13 protein-coding genes are annotated in these 18,753 nt (G+C 61.7%); 8 read left to right on the top strand and 5 right to left on the bottom strand.

Annotation, left to right across the window (positions count from 1 at the left end; genetic code table 11):
- Positions 1-60: 60 nt before the first annotated feature.
- Positions 61-852 carry an RNA methyltransferase gene (locus WG78_RS02145; protein ID WP_083458708.1) on the bottom strand — a complete coding sequence of 264 codons (792 nt, stop codon included), beginning with the start codon at positions 850-852 and terminating at the stop codon, positions 61-63.
- A gap of 174 nt (positions 853-1,026) precedes the next feature.
- Between WG78_RS02145 and WG78_RS02140 the strand changes: the two genes are divergently transcribed.
- Positions 1,027-1,809, top strand: coding sequence for an inositol monophosphatase family protein (locus tag WG78_RS02140; protein WP_053936116.1), 783 nt, complete (start codon positions 1,027-1,029; stop codon positions 1,807-1,809).
- 93 nt (positions 1,810-1,902) lie between these two features.
- On the opposite strand, the gene WG78_RS02135 is transcribed toward WG78_RS02140, so the two are convergent.
- From WG78_RS02135 to WG78_RS02125, 3 genes are all read right to left on the bottom strand, one after another.
- Positions 1,903-2,442: an isochorismatase family protein gene (locus WG78_RS02135; RefSeq protein WP_053936115.1), complete on the bottom strand. Its 540-nt coding sequence runs from the start codon at positions 2,440-2,442 to the stop codon at positions 1,903-1,905.
- A 240-nt stretch (positions 2,443-2,682) separates the two neighbouring features.
- Positions 2,683-4,233 carry a methyl-accepting chemotaxis protein gene (locus tag WG78_RS02130; protein WP_053936114.1) on the bottom strand — a complete coding sequence of 517 codons (1,551 nt, stop codon included), beginning with the start codon at positions 4,231-4,233 and terminating at the stop codon, positions 2,683-2,685.
- A 291-nt stretch (positions 4,234-4,524) separates the two neighbouring features.
- Positions 4,525-5,154, bottom strand: a complete 630-nt coding sequence (locus WG78_RS02125) for a TetR/AcrR family transcriptional regulator (RefSeq protein ID WP_053936113.1) — start codon at positions 5,152-5,154, stop codon at positions 4,525-4,527.
- Positions 5,155-5,319: 165 nt separating this feature from the next.
- On the opposite strand from WG78_RS02125, the gene WG78_RS02120 reads away from it, so the two are divergent.
- The 3 genes from WG78_RS02120 to WG78_RS02110 are packed head-to-tail and all read left to right on the top strand — an operon-like array spanning position 5,320 to position 11,158.
- Complete coding sequence (locus tag WG78_RS02120) at positions 5,320-6,495, top strand: efflux RND transporter periplasmic adaptor subunit (protein ID WP_201782328.1); 1,176 nt, start codon at positions 5,320-5,322, stop codon at positions 6,493-6,495.
- A complete protein-coding gene (locus WG78_RS02115; RefSeq protein WP_201782326.1) occupies positions 6,492-9,689 on the top strand; it encodes an efflux RND transporter permease subunit in 3,198 nt (1,065 codons plus the stop codon). The genes WG78_RS02120 and WG78_RS02115 overlap by 4 nt, the downstream gene beginning before the upstream one ends.
- Entirely contained in the window at positions 9,686-11,158 is a 1,473-nt protein-coding gene (locus WG78_RS02110) for an efflux transporter outer membrane subunit (protein WP_053936112.1), read from the top strand. Before WG78_RS02115 ends, WG78_RS02110 begins: the two co-directional genes overlap by 4 nt.
- Positions 11,159-11,194: 36 nt before the next feature.
- Here WG78_RS02110 and WG78_RS02105 read toward each other — a convergent pair whose 3' ends face one another.
- Complete coding sequence (locus tag WG78_RS02105; protein WP_053936111.1) at positions 11,195-12,448, bottom strand: 6-phosphofructokinase; 1,254 nt, start codon at positions 12,446-12,448, stop codon at positions 11,195-11,197.
- 194 nt (positions 12,449-12,642) lie between these two features.
- On the opposite strand from WG78_RS02105, the gene pfkB reads away from it, so the two are divergent.
- The 4 genes from pfkB to WG78_RS02085 all read left to right on the top strand — a co-directional run bounded on the left by pfkB (position 12,643) and on the right by WG78_RS02085 (position 18,748).
- Positions 12,643-15,825 carry a 1-phosphofructokinase gene (pfkB, locus tag WG78_RS21965; protein WP_161805056.1) on the top strand — a complete coding sequence of 1,061 codons (3,183 nt, stop codon included), beginning with the start codon at positions 12,643-12,645 and terminating at the stop codon, positions 15,823-15,825.
- 130 nt (positions 15,826-15,955) lie between these two features.
- Entirely contained in the window at positions 15,956-16,327 is a 372-nt protein-coding gene (locus WG78_RS02095) for a DUF4124 domain-containing protein (protein WP_053936110.1), read from the top strand.
- Positions 16,328-16,430: 103 nt separating this feature from the next.
- The gene (locus WG78_RS02090; RefSeq protein WP_053936109.1) at positions 16,431-17,342 is read left to right on the top strand and encodes a hypothetical protein; all 912 of its coding nucleotides are present in this window, start codon (positions 16,431-16,433) and stop codon (positions 17,340-17,342) included.
- Positions 17,339-18,748, top strand: coding sequence for an alginate export family protein (locus WG78_RS02085; RefSeq protein ID WP_053936108.1), 1,410 nt, complete (start codon positions 17,339-17,341; stop codon positions 18,746-18,748). Before WG78_RS02090 ends, WG78_RS02085 begins: the two co-directional genes overlap by 4 nt.
- Positions 18,749-18,753: the final 5 nt, after the last annotated feature.

Below are 18,753 nucleotides of genomic sequence, written 5' to 3'. Positions count from 1 at the left end.
TCTTCTGTATCTTCTGTACGGCTCTGGATGGTGGGTCTCGACCCACCCTATGGGTTAGCGTTAATCCGCTTTGGGGCCGCGATATTCTTGCGCGGCGCGCAGCACGCCACGCAGGATATCCACTTCATCTTTCTCCAGCGTGGCGCGCTGGAACATCCGGCGCATACGCGCCATCAGCCGCTTTGGCGCGTGCGGCTTTAAAAACCCGATATCCGTCAGCGTTTGCTCCAGATGCGTATAGAACAACTCCAGTTGCTCATGCGTGGCATGTTCGCGCTTTTCTTCCAGATAGCTCACGTCATCCAGTTGCGCGGCGCGTAGCTCGTAGCACAGCACCTGCACCGCTTGCGACAGATTCAGGCTGGAATAATCCGGATTGGTGGGGATGGTGACCAGCCGGTTGCACGCAGCCACTTCCGGGATGGTCAGGCCGCTCATTTCGGTGCCAAACACCAAGGCAATCTGCTGGCCCTGGCGCGCTTCGTGCAGCAGCTCCGGCGCCAGTTGGCGCGGCGTTTGCAGCGGCAGCACCAGTTCACGGCGGCGCGCTGTCATTGCCACTTGCAACGTGGTGCCCGCCAGCGCTTCTTCCATGGTCGAAACCACACGCGCGTTGGCCAGCACATCATCCGCGCCCGCCGCCAGTGAGGTCGCCACCTCGGACGGAAATTCTTTCGGGTTGATCAGCACCAGGTGGCGCAAGCCCATGTTTTTCATGGCTCTGGCGGTGGACCCGATATTGCCGGGGTGCGAGGTATGCGACAGCACCACGCGAAATACGTCGAGGGCATCGTTAGCGGCCAGGCCGGCCAGCAAAGCGGGGTCTTGCGAAGGGTTCTGTGTCGTAGTCATGCAAAAATGCCGGAAAATCAGTAGAATGCGCGCTATTCGTATTTTTCGTTCTTTAAGGCTGACCGGGCAGGCGCACACGCCGCCGGGTTGGTGACAATCCGCATCGTATCGCAGCCCGACCACCAGGGTCGGGGCTCACCTTTGCCGTCAGCCTTTTACAATCAGGGGTAAGCCATGCATCCGATGCTCAATACGGCCGTTCGTGCCGCTCGCCGCGCCGCTTCAGTCATTCAGCGCGCGTCCAATAATCTTGATCTGATCACACCCGAAAAAAAGGGTCACAACGACTTTGTGTCGGAAGTGGATCGTGCCGCAGAGCAAGCCATTATTGAAACCATCCTTGAGGCTTATCCCAAGCACGCGATTCTAGCAGAGGAATCGGGCCAGACCGGCGAGTCCGAATTCGAATGGATCATCGATCCTCTGGATGGCACCACCAACTTCCTGCATGGTTTTCCGCAATACGCCGTTTCGATTGCGCTGGCGCACAAAGGCGTGGTTACTCAGGCCGTGGTGTACGACCCCAACCGCAACGACATGTTTACCGCCACCCGCGGCGTGGGCGCGTTCCGCAACGACCGCCGTATGCGCGTCTCGCGCACGCGGGAACTGTCGGATGCGCTGATCGGTACCGGCTTTCCGTACACCCAGTTCGGCAATCTGGAAACCTATATCAATATCTTCCGCGATATGACGCAAAAAGCTGCTGGCGTGCGTCGTCCGGGCGCGGCTGCACTGGATCTGGCGTATGTGGCGGCGGGCCAGTTTGATGGTTTCTTTGAATTCGACCTCAAAACGGTGGATATCGCCGCCGGTTCGCTGCTGGTGCAAGAAGCCGGTGGTCTGATTACCGACATGAAGGGCGAAGAAAACTTCCTGCAAAGCGGCGACGTCATCTGCGGCACGCCGCGCGTGTTCGGCCAGATGCTGCAAGTCATCCGCACGCACCTGCGCTAAACCATATGCCCGCTTGGCGGCGGGCGTCGGGATCAAGCCAACAAGCCGCGCCCACATCGCAAGATGTGGCCGCGGCTTTGTCGTTTCTGCCGCTTAAAACTGCACATCCGCCGTCGTCGCCAGCTGCACTACCGGCCCAGCCAGCACGCGATTGTGATACGCGATCATCTGCACCGCCGACCACTCCGGCGTGTCCATGCAGGTATGCGCGTCCGCGATCAGCACCGGCTGCAGGCCATGCTCGGGTGCAGCACGGCAGGCGGTGTCGATGCAATATTGCGTCTTCATGCCCGTCACCAGCACCCGACCCACGCCCAAATCAGCCAGTTGCGTGGCAAGACCGGTGCCGACAAACACGCTGGCGCGTGTTTTGTTAATGATCAGATCGCGCGCCGGGTCGATATCCAGTTCCGGCGCAATTTGCCAGAGCGGGCTGCCCTTGGCGATGGGCGAACCGTCCGGGCCGGTATGGCGCACGGCGATGATCCGACTATCGCCGGCGCGGGCGCGGGCGATCAGCGCATTGATATTGGCGACCACCCGATCACCCTCGAACGCGACTTCAGGGCCGTGCAAGTGACCCACCTGCATATCGATAATCAACAAGGCACTACGCGACAAAGCATCAGACATGGCATTACTCCGGGGTATACCCGCGGACGACGCCCATTAAAAAGCCCCGTCCTGAGCGGGCGGGGCGAGTGGAAATCGGTTTGCGTCGCTTGCGTTTATTTGCGCCACACCGATTCGCACCACAGCCCGCCCATGGCGGTCGTGGTGGTCGTGGTAGTCGCAAAATCGAAGACTAAGGAACGCATGGCCTTTACCGTACAGACTGTGCCGGCCTGACGTCAAGCCATGTTTCTGCTGACATCAATTGCGGTTGATCGTAAAGAACTGGCTACTGTCCTGCATGCGATCGGCCTGCGACTTCAGCCGCGCAATCTGTTCCGTCACGTCCCGCAAGGTGTCCGTGGCGGCATGGGCTTGCGACACCACGCGCTGCAAACGGTCTGCCACATCCGCGCTACTGCGCGACTGGCGCTCCAGCGATTCGGTCATCTCCTGCACGCCCGCACCGGTGGCCGCGGTCATGCGCGCCATCTCCGAAATCGTCGTCCGTGCCCGCGCCGATTTCTCTAGCCCGGCGGAGACTTTCTCCAGCGCCTGGCCCACCGCCTGATGCGTGCCATCCATGCTGCCGGCAATCGTGCTCATGGTGTCGCGGATCGAGATGGTGGCTTCGCTGGTTTTATTGGCCAGCTTGCGCACTTCATCGGCCACCACAGCAAAGCCGCGACCGTGCTCACCTGCACGCGCCGCTTCGATCGCCGCATTCAGCGCCAGCAAATTGGTCTGGTCGGTAATAGCTTTGATCAGATCAACGATGGCCATGGCCTCGGTGGTGCGGGTATTCAGCACCTCAATATTGCTCGACAAGCCCTGAATGGTGCCGCTAATGGCGTCCAGATCAGCGTTCACACCCACGCTGGCGGCGTCGCCTTCGGCGGCCATGCGCACCGACTCGGCAATGGCCGCGCTGGCCGCATTCGCGCCCTCGGTCACGCGACCTACGCCGGCGCTGATGTCTTGCAGCGCATCGGCCATCAAGCGGGTTTCATTCACTTGCGATTCAATGCCCGCCTGCAGATTAGCGCTTTCCTTGCTCAGGCTGCCCGCCACGTCGGCCAGCGTGCTGGCACTGGTCTGCACACTGTGCAGCGCATCGGTCATCCGCGTCTGCATGGTTCTGGCGGCGCGCAACATCGGGCTTAGCTCCAGCAAATCCGCCGGAAATTCCATGGTCAGATCGCCCTCGGCCGCCAGCGACGCAAAGCGCCCCATCGAACCACTGGCGCGCAAGGCGCCTTCCATCTTGAAAGCCAGCCAGCCCAACATGCCCGATTCCACCACCACATAAGCGGCATGGATCATCACGCGGCTCAGCGACGGGCCTTCTTTAAACAAATACCCCGCACCCATCCCGGCGGCAAAATTCAGCCCCAAGTGGTGTACGGCAATCAGTACCGCAGCGGCAGCGATCGGTTTCCAGTCAAAATAAATCAGCAGCAAACCCAGCACGACAAACACACCAAAATGCGCCTCGATGGCGCCGCCCGACGTCAGAATCGACACGATGGCCTGAATCATCAAGGCGCACGCCACCACCAGCCGCGTACTTAAAGCGCCCGCGTCGCGCCACGCCAGCAAGGCGGGCACGATGACGGCAGGCAATCCAATCAGCCATACCGCAAGCATATGTCCGGTCACAAAAGACTCGACCACCGACACCAGCCAGTACAGCGTATTGATCGGCACGAACATGCGATCGGCCGTGCCGCGCAACATTGTGATCAGATCCGGGCCGCGCCGGGAGAGTGTCATGCCGCTGGTGGACAGGGAAATACCGCTGTTTTGGGTCATTTTCTGGTTCCGCAGAAGCCGCCAGGAAACATCGAATCCGCGTCCAGCTTGATCAAGGTGACGCACGACGCGATCAGCCATAGGGCTAGCGCGAACCATAGCAGTCGTTTTTTTGCTGGCATGAACGGGCTCGTGAACATCGAAGGAAATGGCGGCAGGTTGCAACGAATGGCCGCTATTGTGGGCCGCGCGCAAGCAGCGGATAAGCCAGGAGGGCTCCTGGCGCAACAGGCTGGGGCAGGACCCTTACCGCGCAGCGTTGGGCGCGGCAAATAACGCCACCGCGCGTGATCAAGGCGTGGATTTAAGCGTAGCCAGCTCGGTGATCGAATCCATAAACACGGCCAGTGCCGCTTCAGCGTGTTGCGCGCGCATTTCCAGCGGGCTGGACAACATGAACAATTTCACGCCTTCCATCAGGCTCATAAAACCCATGGCGATCACCTCGGGGGAAGCGGGCGGCTCAACACCCAGGCGCTGATAGAAGTACCCCACGTAACCGGCCACCTGGCCGCATTTCTCGCTGATCAGCGCCGCAAATTTGTCGCGGAAATCGGCATCACGCGCGGCCAGCATGCGCGCTTCGGTCCAGTTCATAAAACAGGCGGTGTCGGCATACAGGCTGACGTACAACTCGCGCATGCGTTCACGGATTTCCGCGATGGGCAGGGCGTCATCAAACACGGCATCAAATTCGGCGGTGGCCTGCTGATGGTCGCGCCGCAGCAGCTCGATAAACAGATCACCCTTGCCGCCAAAATTGGAATACACCGCGCCGCGACTATAGCCCGCGGCTTCAGCGATATCTTCGACGCTGGTCGCGGCCAGGCCTTTTTGCGCGATCAGCGCCAAGGCGGCATCCAGCAGGCGCTGGCGGGTCTGGTCACGGCTTTCTTCACGGGTGAGGCGTTTGCGGGTCATGAACGCAATATTAGCACGGGCTATTGCTCAGAAAAACCGGGTTGTATTCAGATACAGGTGTGTATTAGGATGCGACGTCGCATCAGACAAGATCCGCGCAACGCTTACGTCAGCCGCGGACCGATCACGGATCTACCCATCCGATCAGCCATCAGGAGTTTCGAAGTGAAGCCCAGCCTCATCCGCCGCGTTGCCCTGCGCCAACGCCGCTCGTTTGTTTTACCCGCGTTGGCGTTTATGCTGGCGGGCGCACTGGCCGCATGCCAGCGCCACGAAGAACCGCCCGCGCCGCCGACATTGGTGGTGGCGATGCCCGCGCAATCCAGTACCGCGCAAGCCGGCGACGCTTTGCGCTATCCGGTGGAAGTGGCGTCGCGTTACACCAATGCGATGTCTTTTCGCGTCGCCGGCAAGATCATCGAACGCAAAGTACGACTGGGCGATCGCGTCCGCAAAGGGCAGTTGATGGCGCGACTGGATGCGGTCGATGCGCAAAAACAAGTCGCCAGCGCACAAGCCCAGCTGGATGCCGCCGCACATAAAGTTGTGTTTACGCAGCAACAATTGCAGCGTGACCAGGGCCAGGCGCAAAAGAACCTGATTGCCGCCAATCAGCTGGAACAAAGCCAGGACAATTACACCGCCGCCGTGGCGGGGAGTGATCAAGCTGCGGCGCAATTGCTGCTGGCGCAAAACAATCTGCAGTACAACACGCTGGTGGCCGACCACGATGGCGTCATCACCAGCGAAAACGCCGATACCGGCGCGGTGGTATCGGCCGGGCAGACCATCTACAACCTGGCGTGGAGCGGCGATACCGATCTGTATCTGGATGCCTCCGAGCGAGATCTGGCACGCATCAAGGTGGGCCAGAACGCCACGATTACCTTCCCCGCATTGCCGGGCCAGCATTTCGCCGCCAAGGTGCGCGAAGTGGCGCCGGCGGCCGATGCGCAAAGCCGCACGTGGCGCGTCAAACTGACGCTGGTGCAGCCGGGCGACGCGGTTAAATTTGGTATGACTGGCGATGCGGTGTTGCAACCGGCCAATAGCCCAGCCAGCGCCAATGCCGATGGCGGCACGTTCCAGTTGCCTGCCACCGCCATCTTCCACCAAGGCAAAGATCCCGCCGTGTGGGTAGTGAATGGCAGCAACAAACTGGAGCTACGCAAGGTGAATGTACTGCGCTATGACGAGCGTTCGGCCACCGTCAGCGGCGGCATCAAGAATGGCGAACAAGTGGTGCAGGCTGGCGTGCATACCGTGTTCGCTGGCCAGGCCGTCAAGCCAGTCAAGCCGCTGTTTGCCGCCGAGCAAGCCGCAGAAGGGGCCGCGCAATGAGCCGGCTGCCCGATTCTGATTATTCCGACCCGCACGGCCCCGACCAGGCGCCGCCCGGCGAGCCCGCACTGACGCCTTCGGAAAAAGAGCACCGCTTCAATCTGTCCGCCTGGGCCTTGCGGCATCAGGCATTGGTGATCTTTTTGCTGATTTTGATGACCACTTTCGGCATCTTGTCGTACGGCAAACTGGCGCAGTCGGAAGACCCCCCGTTTACTTTCAAAGTAATGGTCATCCGCACACTGTGGCCCGGCGCCACGGCGCGCCAGGTGCAGGAACAAGTCACCGACCGCATCGCGCGCAAATTGCAGGAAACGCCCAACGTCGATTACTTGCGCAGTTATTCGCGCCCCGGCGAATCGCAACTGTTCTTTACCATCAAGGATGCCGCGCCACCTAAAGACGTGCCGGATACCTGGTATCAGGTGCGCAAAAAAGTGGGAGATATCGGCTACACCTTGCCGCCCGGCGTGCAGGGGCCGTTTTTTAACGACGAGTTTGGCGACGTTTACACCAATATGTATGCGCTGGAAGGCGACGGCTTTTCGTTTGCGCAAATGCACAACTATGCCGAGCGCTTGCGCACGGAGCTACTGCGCGTGGCGGGTGTCGCCAAGGTCGACTTTATTGCTGATCAGGAGCAGCGCATCTATATCGAGATCAGCAACGCGCAACTGGCCAAACTGGGACTGACGCCGCAACAGATCGGTAATGCGGTCAACGCGCAGAACAGCGTGGCTGCGGCAGGTGTGTTTACCACGGCCGATGACCGCGTTTATGTGCGCCCGGGCGGCCAGTTCAAATCGGTGGACCAGTTGGCCGATACGCTGATCCGCGTCAATGGTCGCGTCATCCGGCTTGGCGATATCGCGCAGGTCAAACGCGGCTATACCGATCCGCCCACTGAATACATGCGGCATAACAATCAGATTGTGCTGGGCATCGGTGTGACGATGGCGCCGTCGGGCGACGTAATTGCGCTGGGCAAAGCGCTCGATAGCGAAACCGCCCATCTGCAGCAACTGTTGCCCGCTGGCCTGAAGCTGGTGCCGGTGGCCAGCATGCCGCACGCGGTGTCCCTGTCGGTGGATGAGTTTGTCGAAGCGGTGGCCGAAGCCATTGGCATCGTGCTGGTGGTCAGCCTGATCACCCTGGGTTTTCGCACCGGCATGGTGGTGGTGCTGTCGATTCCGCTGGTGTTGGCGGGCACGGCCTTGCTGATGCATTTTTTTGGCATCGGCTTGCACAAAGTGTCGCTGGGTACGCTGATTCTGGCGTTGGGTTTGCTGGTAGACGATGCCATCATCGCGGTCGAAATGATGGCGGTTAAGCTGGAGCAAGGTTACGACCGGATGCGCGCTGCCGCCTTTGCCTATACCAGCACGGCGTTTCCGATGCTGACCGGCACGCTGGTCACGGTCGCGGGCTTTTTGCCGATTGCGCTGGCCGAATCGGCCACGGGTGAATACACGCGCTCGATCTTTGAGGTGTCGGCCATTGCCCTGCTGTTGTCGTGGCTGGCGGCGGTCATCGTCATTCCGTTGCTGGGCTATCGCATTCTGTCCGAACACCCCACCCGGCGCGCGACCGGCCAGCATGACGACGGCCCTAACGCGCAGCATCACGATATCTATGACACCGGCTTCTACAAACGTCTGCGTGGCTGGATAGGCTGGTGCGTTACCCGGCGCAAGACCGTGCTATTGGTCACGCTGACCGTGTTTCTGCTCAGCATGGGTGCGTTTACGCTGGTGCCGCAGCAGTTTTTCCCCAGCTCGGACCGTACTGAACTGCTGGTGGATCTACGCTTGCAAGAAGGCGCCTCCTTTGCCGCCACCTTGCGTGAAACGCAGCGCTTTGAAGCCATCCTGGCCAAACAGAACGGCATTGATCATTTCATCGACTTTGTCGGTTCTGGCGCGCCACGTTTCTATCTGCCGCTGGACCAGCAATTGCCATCGCCCAATCTGGCGCAGGTGGTGATTACGGCCAAAACCATCGAAGACCGCGAGGCGCTGGCCAAGTCGCTGGACGCCGTATTGCGCGAGCAATTTCCGACCCTGCGCACGCGGATCAGCCGACTGGAAAACGGCCCGCCCATTGGCTTTCCGGTGCAGTTCCGCGTAACCGGCCCCGAAATTGCCGTGGTGCGCGAATGGTCCGAGAAAGTCGCCAACGTGATGCGCGCCAATCCCGACACCACCCACGTGCAATTTGACTGGGACGAACCGGCCGAGCGCTCGGTGCATTTCGAGATTGATCAGGTGAAAGCGCGCGCGCTGAATGTGTCGTCGAAAGACGTGGCCGATTATCTGCAGATGTCGCTGACGGGTTACACCGTTACGCAATTCCGCGAACGCGACAAGCTGATCGGCGTTGATCTGCGCGCGCCGGAACACGACCGCATCGACCCGGGCCAGATCGAACGGCTGGCTTTGCCGGGCGGCAATGGCAACGCTATCCCGCTGGCTGCATTGGGCCACTTTACCTACGGGCTGGAATACGGCGTGGTGTGGGAACGTGACCGTCAGCCGACCATTACCGTGCAAGCCGATGTGCAGCATGGCGCGCAGGGCATCAATGTCACCAACACGCTGGACAAGCAACTGGCCAGCTTGCGCGCCGAATTGCCGATTGGTTATCGCGTGGAAATCGGCGGCGCCGTGGAAGAAAACGCCAAGGCGCAAGCGTCCATCAACGTGCAGATGCCGGTCTTGCTGATTGTGGTGCTGGTGTTGCTGATGGTGCAGTTGCAGAGCTTTAGCCGCGTGCTGATGGTGGTGCTGACCGCGCCGCTGGGGCTGATCGGCGTGGTGTTTGCCTTGCTGCTGTTCCATATGCCGTTTGGCTTTGTGGCGATGCTGGGCACGATTGCCATGTTCGGCATCATCATGCGCAACTCGGTCATTCTGGTGGACCAGATCGAGCAGGATATCCGCGCCGGGCATAGTCGTTTTGAGGCGATTATTGGCGCAACCGTGCGCCGTTTCCGCCCGATTACCTTAACGGCAGCCGCTGCGGTACTGGCGCTGATCCCGCTGTTGCGCAGCAACTTTTTTGGCCCGATGGCCACGGCGTTGATGGGGGGCATTACGGTGGCCACCGTGCTGACGCTGTTCTATCTGCCTGCTTTGTACGCTTTGTGGTTCCGCGTTAAACGCGACGAATCCGCTCAACCGGAGGCCCAACCATGACCCGCGCCGCTTTGATTTTGACCAGCGCTGCGACCTTGACGCTGTCTGCGTGCAGCGCCTTTGGCCCCGAACGCAATCCGCCCGCCATGCCGTCACCCGAGCATTACGCGGTGCAAGCTTCTGCCTTGCCCACCGCCGACGGTGTTACGCAAGAAATCCGCCACGATATAACGCCCGTGCCGGCGTGGTGGCAGGCCTACCAATCGGCGGCGCTAAACGCGCTGGTGGAAGAAGGCCTGGCGCATAACCAGTCGCTGGCCGCTGCCAGACACAATCTGCAGGCCGCGCGCGAGCAATTGCGTTCGCAGATTGGCGACAATCTGTATCCGGCGGTGGACGTGGGTTTCAAGCCGCAACGTCAGCGTGCCTTGGCCTTGCCCACCTTGCCGCAGCAAACCTTTGTCGAGAACGTGTTTGCCGCGCAGGTGCAAACCTCGTATACGTTCGACTTTTTTGGCGCGGCATTGCTGGCAGACCGGGCCTTGGCCGAGCAGGTGCAACAGCAGGCCTTCCAGCTGGAAGCCACGCGCCGCGCCATCGCGGCCAACATCGTGGCGGCCACCATCAACGTCGGCTCGCTGCAGGCGCAACTGGATGCCACCACTGAACTGGTGCGTTTAGGCGAAGCACGCGCCGAGCAAATGCAGCAGCGTTATCAAGCGGGCAGTGCATCGCATGATGACGCACTGGCAGCCGAGCAAGACGCTGCCAATGCCGCCGCCACCTTGCCGACTTTGCGCGCGCAATGGCTGGCCGTGCGGCATGCGCAGGCCGTGTTGCTGGGCCGCACGCCGGACCAGGCGCCCGACGTGGTGGCGCTCAGCGATCTGCATTTGCCCACCGCAGTGCCGGTTTCGGTGCCGACCGAGTTGTTGCACCAGCGCCCCGATATTCTGGCGGCCGAAGCCGCGGTACGCACGGCGGCCGATGCAGCAGGCGCCGCGACGGCATCGATGTTTCCGTCGCTCACGCTGTCGGCCAGTTATGGTCGGGGTGGTTTCGACTGGTCGACCTTTACGTCGCCTGCGGGCGTGATCTGGGGTGTGGGCGCTTCGCTGACGCAGCCGATTTTCCATGGCGGCGCATTGGTGGCGCGTAAACATCAGTACGAAGCCAGCTATACCGCGGCGGTGTCGCAGTACAAGCAAACCGTGCTGAGCGCATTCCAGAATGTCGCGGATACGCTGGTGTCGCTGGAAGAGGATGCCAACACGCTCAACCAGACCGAGCGCGCGGCCGCGGCGGCGCAGCAAACCGCCAGCAACACCACATCGCGTTATCAGTTGGGGGCATTGCCGTTCTACGCCACCTTGACGGCGGGCCAGCAATATCAGAACGCGCAAGTGCAGAGCATCCGCGCGCGCGCCGCCCGCCTGGCCGATACCGCCACCTTGTACGATGCGATGGGCAATCCGCCCGAGGACTACGCAGGCAACAGCCTGCGCCAGACGGTACGCGGCACACCGTAATCAGCGCGTCGCAGTCGCTCTGGTCGGCGTGCAGGTTTAGCCGTGCCAGAGCGGCAGCCGTTGCGGGATGTCGTCAAAGCGCCAATCGGGCAGGGCAGGCAAGCCATCCACATACGGGATGGGCGCTTCACCCTGAATGAGCGGCGCAAAGTAAGCGCGTGCCGCGTCGGTCAATCGATAGCCGGATTCATCGAGAAACTCGCGCGGCATTTTCTTTTCCTGATTCGCCACATGGGCCAACGGCACTGCATCGATATGCCAGCGATACGGCGCGTCTTGCTCGCGCACAATCGCCGCCATGACCGACGCCTTGCCTTCCAGCGCAAATTGCACCGCCGCCTGGCCCACCGCGATGGCGTGCTGCAGATCGGTGCCCGACGCCAGATGGCGGCCCGCGCGCTGCAGATAATCCGGCACGGCCCAATGCGTTTTTAACTGCAGCTGGTCGCTGATCAAACCCGCCAGCAACGGTGCCACGCCGCCCAGTTGCGCATGACCAAAGGCATCTTTGTGCTCGCTTTCGGCCAGCAGTTTGCCGTCGGCGGAACGCAAGCCTTCCGAGGCCACCACCACGCAATAGCCAATGCGCGCCACCGTCTTCTGCACTTCGTCCAGAAAATGGCCGCGGTCAAACGGGCGTTCGGGCACCAGCAGAATATGCGGCGGCGTGGTGGCATCGCTGGCGGCCAGACCCGCGGCGGCGGTCAGCCAGCCCGCGTTGCGGCCCATCACTTCCATCACAAAGACGCGTGTTGAGGTACTGGCCATTGAGGCCACATCCAGCCCGGCCTCGCGCACCGATGTCGCCACGTAACGCGCCGCCGAGCCAAAGCCAGGCGAGCAATCGGTGCGTGGCAGATCGTTATCCAGCGTCTTGGGTACGTGCACGGCGGTCAGGTCCAGCCCGCGTTGGCGGGCGAGTTCGGCCACCTTCAGGCAGGTGTCGGCCGAGTCACCGCCGCCGTTGTAAAAGAAATAGCCAATGTCGTGCGCAGCAAACAAGGCCACCAGCCGATCAAATTCTTGCGTGCGCGTGAGCTTGTGTCGGCAGGAACCAAATGCACCCGCCGGTGTGGTTTGCAGCGCCCCCAGTTGTTGCGGGCTGAGTGTGGCCGCATCGATCAGCGTTTCCTGCAACGCGCCCAGAATACCGTTGCGCGCCAGCAGCACCGTGCCGATGCGGTCGGGGTGCTGTTGCGCCGCGCTGATCACGCCCCAGGCGGACGCGTTAATCACGGCGGTAACGCCGCCAGACTGGGCATACAGGGCATTTCTGGGCTTGGGGGACATGCGTAACTCCGCGAGCAAAAGAAAGGACGCTGGTCACTATACGAGGGCCACTGCGCGTCGTGGCAGATTTTATTTCGGGCTGATTTCGCCGGAATTCGATCTGGATCAAGGCAGGTTGAAATGGGGCTGAGGGCCTATTGACCATGCCTGGCGCACATAAGCAAATGGGTGCGTTTTTGACCGGAGCCCCATCCATGCCCTTAGCCCTTACACCCGATCTGATCCAGTTGGCCGCCGCGCCAACACATAAAGAACACGCCATCGAGATGCTGGCTGCGCTACTGCAACGTGCGGGCCATGTGCAAGCTGGCTATGCCGCAAGCATGCTCAGCCGCGAGCAACAAGCCAATACCTGGCTCGGCCATGCGGTGGCCATTCCGCACGGCAGTCCGGCCCAGCGCGATCTCGTCCTCAAGACCGGGATTGCGGTTTTACAAGTGCCTGCGGGTGTGGCGTGGTCGGCCGAGGGCGAACGCGCCCGGCTGATCATCGGCATTGCCGCACGTGGCGATGAACATATTGGTGTGCTACGCCAGCTCACACGCATTCTGGGCGACGGCGCGCTGATCGATCGCCTGGCCGCCACCTTGCAACCGCAAGACATTATCGATGCGTTGCAAGCGGATATCGCTACACCCCAAGCCACAAACAGCGTGGGCGTGGCAACAGGCGACCCGAACAGTGTGCGCGCCAGCTTTATCATGGATTACGCCACCGGCCTGCATGCGCGGCCCGCTACCGTGTGGGCGGCAACGGCCAAGCGTTACGAGGCAACGGTCGACGTCAGCCACGCCGGTCAGACCGCCAATGGCAAAAGCATGCTGGCCTTGCTGCAACTGGGTCTGGAAACCGGCGCGCTGGTCACGTTCAGCGCGGTCGGGCCCGATGCCCCGCAAGCCGTCGAAGCCTTGCTGCATGAAGCCAGCGCACTGCGCACTGTTGAAGGCGCAGGCCCGTCGAGCGACTCCGCCGCGGTGCTGGTGGTTAGCTGCAATCCCGCGCTCGACCAGACCGTCACCGTATCCGCATTGCAGCCCGGCGAAGTGCAGCAAGCCGAAAACAGCGTGCTGCAGCCGGGCGGCAAGGGCGTCAACGTGGCGGCGGGCCTCGCCGCAACGGGCCATGCGGTTACGCTGACCGGTCTGTTTGGCAAAGACAATCTGGCGCAATTTGTGCCCTGGCTGGAGCAACGCGGCATCGCGCATGCGCTGGTCGAAGTTGCCGGCGCCACGCGCACCAACATCAAACTGGTAGACGCGCAAGGCACCACCGATATCAATCTGCCCGGGTTTACCGTTGCCGCCAGCCAGCAAGAAGCGCTGGAACAACTGATCGATGTGCACGCCGCCAATGCAAGCTGGGTGGTGTTGTCGGGCAGCCTGCCGCCGGGCGTGCCGGCCGCGTTTTATCGCTATCTGACCGCGATGCTGCATCAGCACCGCGTGAAAGTGGCGCTGGATACCAGTGGCGCAGCGCTGCAAGCCAGTCTGGCCGCAGGCGATGCCGGTCTGCCAGACCTGATCAAACCCAACCGCCACGAGCTGGAACAATGGGCGGGCAAACCGTTGCCGACCGCTGCATTGGTGCTGGAAACCGCGCAAGCCTTACAGCGCAGCGGCATTGCCCAGGTGCTGGTGTCATTGGGCGCGGAAGGCGCTTTGTTGGTCACCGCCGACGGCCATTGGTGGGCGCAACCTGCCGCGCTGGCCAGTGGCAGTACGGTGGGCGCCGGCGATGCGATGCTGGCGGGCTTTGTCGCCGCGCAAATCGCGCAACTGCCGCCTGATTCGGCCTTGTGCCAGGCCATGGCCTATGCGGGCGCACGCTTGTCGCTCAACCGCGAATGGCCGCTGCAACGCGCGCACATCCAGCAAATGGCCAGCACCGTGCACGTCGACCACACCATGCCTGTCGCCAGCGCCGTCGCATCGGCCGTCCCCGCAATGTCCGCCGGTCCGGGGCAAAACCCACTGCGCATTATCGCGATCACCTCATGCCCCACCGGCATCGCGCATACCTTTATGGCGGCCGAAGCGCTGGAACAAGCCGGACGCCAGTTGGGTCACGCCATCCATGTGGAAACGCAAGGTTCGGTCGGCGCACAAAATGCGCTCAAACCCGCACAGATTGCCGATGCCGATCTGGTGATCATTGCGGCCGACGCCCAGGTCGATCAGGCGCGCTTTGCCGGCAAACGCGTATATCGCAGTGGCACCAAGGCCGCCATCAACGATGGTCAGGCACTGATCAAACTGGCCGCCGCCGAGGCTAGCGTGTGGCAAAGCGACACCGCCGGCAGCCCGGCCGAATCCGCCAGTAAAGAAAGCGCTGCCAGCAACAAAGGCAATGGCCCGTACAAACATCTGATGACCGGTGTTTCGTATATGTTGCCGCTGGTGGTGGCGGGCGGTTTGCTGATTGCGCTGGCGTTTGCCGTGGGCGGCATCTACGCCTACGACGACAGCCACAAAGGCACGCTGGCGTGGGCGCTGTTCCAGATCGGCGCCAAGGGCGCGTTTGCCTTGATGGTGCCGGTGCTGTCGGCGTACATCGCGTGGTCGATCGTCGATAGGCCGGGCCTCACGCCTGGCCTGGTTGGCGGCATGTTGGCCAACACGACCGGCGCGGGTTTTCTCGGCGGCATCGTAGCCGGGTTTATCGCTGGTTATGCCACGCGTTATCTCAACCAGTACATCCGTTTGCCGCGCAATCTGGCCGGGCTGAAACCGGTGCTGATTCTGCCTTTGCTTTCCACGCTGATCGTCGGCCTGCTGATGCTGTATGTGATTGGCGAACCGGTGGCAGTGGTGCTGCAGGCCATGTCGGGCTGGTTAAAAGGTCTGCAAGGCAGCAGCGCGCTGATGTTGGGCGCGATTCTGGGCGCAATGATGGCCATCGATATGGGCGGCCCGGTCAACAAAGCGGCTTACGCGTTCAGTACCGGGCTGGTGGTGACTGGCGTTTGCACACCGATGGCCGCAGTCATGGCTGCGGGCATGACGCCGCCATTAGGGATCGCGCTGGCATGCTGGTTGTTCAAAAACCGCTTTAGCGCGGAAGACCGCGAAGCCGCTAAAGCCGCCGCCGTGCTGGGCCTGGCGTTTATCACCGAAGGCGCGATCCCGTATGCCGCACGCGACCCGATGCGCGTCATCCCATCGTGCGTATTGGGTTCGACCGTGGCCGGCGCGATTTCGCTGGCGTCTGGCGCAGCGCTTAAAGTGCCGCACGGTGGCATCTTTGTGCTGCCGATTCCCGATGCGATCAGCCACCTGGGCATGTATGTGGTTGCTTTGCTGGCTGGCACCTGCGTAACGGCATTGGCGTTGTTTGTATTGAAGCCGCCGCTTAACAAACAGGCCGTAGTCGCTGCTTAAACGCTGTGTAATGTGGCGTCCGTAAGCGCGGACGCCACACGGTGTGTGCCTTTCGCCTCATTCCGTTCTATGCCGTATACATATGTCACCAAGCCCACGGTATGCTCACACAATCTTCTTCGGGGTGATTATGGTTCGGCTGTTAAGTGTGATTGGTGTGGTGGGTCTGTGTGTGCTCGCGGCCGGCGCGCAGGCGGATAGCGTCAACAAATGCAAGGATGCGCGCGGGCGCACGGTGTATCAAAGCGATCCCTGTGAAATCAGCGGAGGCCGTTTTGTCAAAGCCGTCACCGCGCCACCACGGCTTAACCAGCCCGCGGCCAGCGCAGTGCAACTGGCTTCGGCCCAGCCCGTCGATCCCACGTCTTCCGAATGCCGTTTGCTGCGTGAAGACAAAAAACGCAACGAAGAAAAAATGCGCACGCACCCGGATGCCTGGCTCAAGGCCGATCACGACTGGATGATCAAGCGCATGGCCACCATCAGCTGCCAGCCCGAATAAGCCGACCCACCCATTCGGGTTAGCCCTGGCCGGGCCGTTTCCATGATTCGGCACGGCGCGCATCGGACTATCGTCAGGGCTTTCCTGCTCGGGACGATCTTGTATGCGCATTCATACTGTTTTGCTATTGCCCACGCTGCGCGCGAGCGCGCTGGCCGCCGTGCTGTCCAGCGCTTTGATCAGCGTCGCTTACGCCGATGACGCCAACAGCGTGGCCGTCGGCGCGCAATATGACACCACCCACGTGTATGTGCCGCTGGCCGACGTCAATCAATTTGCCAGTAGTTTTGTCGCCACCTTTGGCGGCAAGAGCACGCCTCAAGGCGTCGCCACGGTGACGCCCACCGCCAGCAGCACCACCACGCAATTGCTGCAAACGCCGTATGGCACCGTGTCCTTGTTTGGCTTTAAAACGCCGATTCCGTATGGCTTTGGTTCTGAGCGCACGGGCTATCTGGTCACCGATCTCGATACCGCGGTCAAAGCGGCCCAGGCTGCGGGCGCCGCGGTGGTGGTGGCGCCGTTTGATGATCCGATTGGCCGCGATGTGGTCATCCAGTGGCCGGGCGGCGTCAATATGCAGCTGTACTGGCACACCACCGCGCCACACTACGCGCCCTTCGCATTGATTCCCGAGAACCGCGTGTATGTCTCACCCGATAAAGCCGACGAATTTATCGGCGACTTTATCAAGTTCGCCCACGGCACCATTACGCAAGACAGCGCCACTGCGCCCGCCACCGAAATCGGCCGCAGCAGTGGCAGCTACCGGCGCGTGCGCATCAGCTCCACGTTCGGGCGGATGACCGTGCTGGTCACCGATGGCCATCTACCCTGGCCATATGGCCGCGAAATGGCCGGCTATGCCGTGCCGTCATTACGCGACACGCTCAGCAAAGCGCAGGCTTCAGGCGCGCAATTGCTGGTTGCGCCCTATGTCGTGGATGGCCGCACTGCGGCGATGGTGCAATTTCCCGGCGGCTATATCGCTGAAATTCATCAGGAAGCGCAATGAGCGCGTCGCAACCGGTTGCCGCCCTGACGCTGCTGCTGAGCGCGGCGGCGGGCGGGCTGATCAGCGCCTGCGCCTATGCCGACGACACGTCCGCGCGGCCGTCGCTTAACAGCAATCGCTGGATGGAAGACTGGTCCGCGCTGGCCGACCCGGCCTTGCGCACGCAGCCGCTGGACCGACTCAAATATCTGCCGCTGGCTGACGATAACGCGGCGTGGTTGTCGTTGGGTCTTACCTTGCGCGAGCGCTTTGAATACAACAACGCCGCCAACTTTGGCATCGGCGGCGGCCAGCCCGATAGCTGGCTGCTGCAGCGCGCGCAAGTGCATGCCGATGCGCGTTTCGGCACGCATTGGCAAGCGTTTATCCAGCTGGAAGACGACCGCGCCTATGGCAAGCAAGCCGTCGGCGGCGCGGACAAAAACCCGCTTGATTTGCGCCTGGCCTTTGTCGCATACACCACGCCCTTGCCCGATGGCAGCACGCTCAAGGCCCGGGTCGGCCGTCAGGATTTCGCCTTTGATTTGCAGCGTTTTGTCTCTTCGCGTGACGGCCCCAATGTGCGGCAATCGTTTGACGCCGCATGGCTGGATTGGGAAACCACCGACTGGCGCTTGATCGGCTTTATCAGCCAGCCCGTGCAGTACGCGGCCGATGCGCCATTTGATGACACCTCCAACCGGCACTTCCGCTTCGATACCTTGCGCATGGAGCGCCATGTGCTCGGTGGCAACGAATTGTCCGCCTATTACTCGCGCTATGCCCGTGACAGCGCGCGTTATGGCGATGCCAAAGGCGATGAAACCCGGCATATCCTGGATGCGCGTTTCGCCGGCAAACGCGGTGCCATCGATTGGGATCTGGAAGCCATGGGCCAGCTCGGCTGGGTGGGCAACACCACTATTCGTGCATGGGCCGTGGGTGGCCGCGTCGGTTATAGCTGGAGCGACGTAGCGCTCAAGCCGCGAGTCGGGCTGCAACTGGATGCCGCCTCGGGAGACCACAAAGCCGGCGACGGCACGGTCGGCACGTTCAACCCGCTCTTTCCCAACGGCAATTACTTTGCGCTGGCGGGTTATACCGGTTACGCCAACCTGTACCAGCTAAAGCCATCGGTGACGCTGACCGTTGCACCAGCCGCCACACTCCAGTTGGCGGTGGGCGGCTTGTGGCGGCAAAGCACCGCCGACGCCATCTACACACAGCCCAACATCGCGGTGGCTGGCAGCGCAGGGGCGGGCAGTAGTTGGACTGGCGCGTATGACCAGCTGCGTCTGGACACGCGTTTTAATCGTAATCTGACCGGCGCGGTCGAGCTGGTGCATTACGCCATCGGCGGCACGTTGCGCGATCTCGGTGGGCATAACGGCAACTACGCCAGCGCCGAACTCAAGCTGCTGTGGTAGCGCTT

Origin of the sequence: Amantichitinum ursilacus (genome assembly GCF_001294205.1) — a bacterium.
In the GTDB taxonomy this organism is placed as follows: Bacteria; Pseudomonadota; Gammaproteobacteria; order Burkholderiales; family Chitinibacteraceae; genus Amantichitinum; species Amantichitinum ursilacus.
This window is presented reverse-complemented; position numbering and strand designations above follow the sequence as displayed.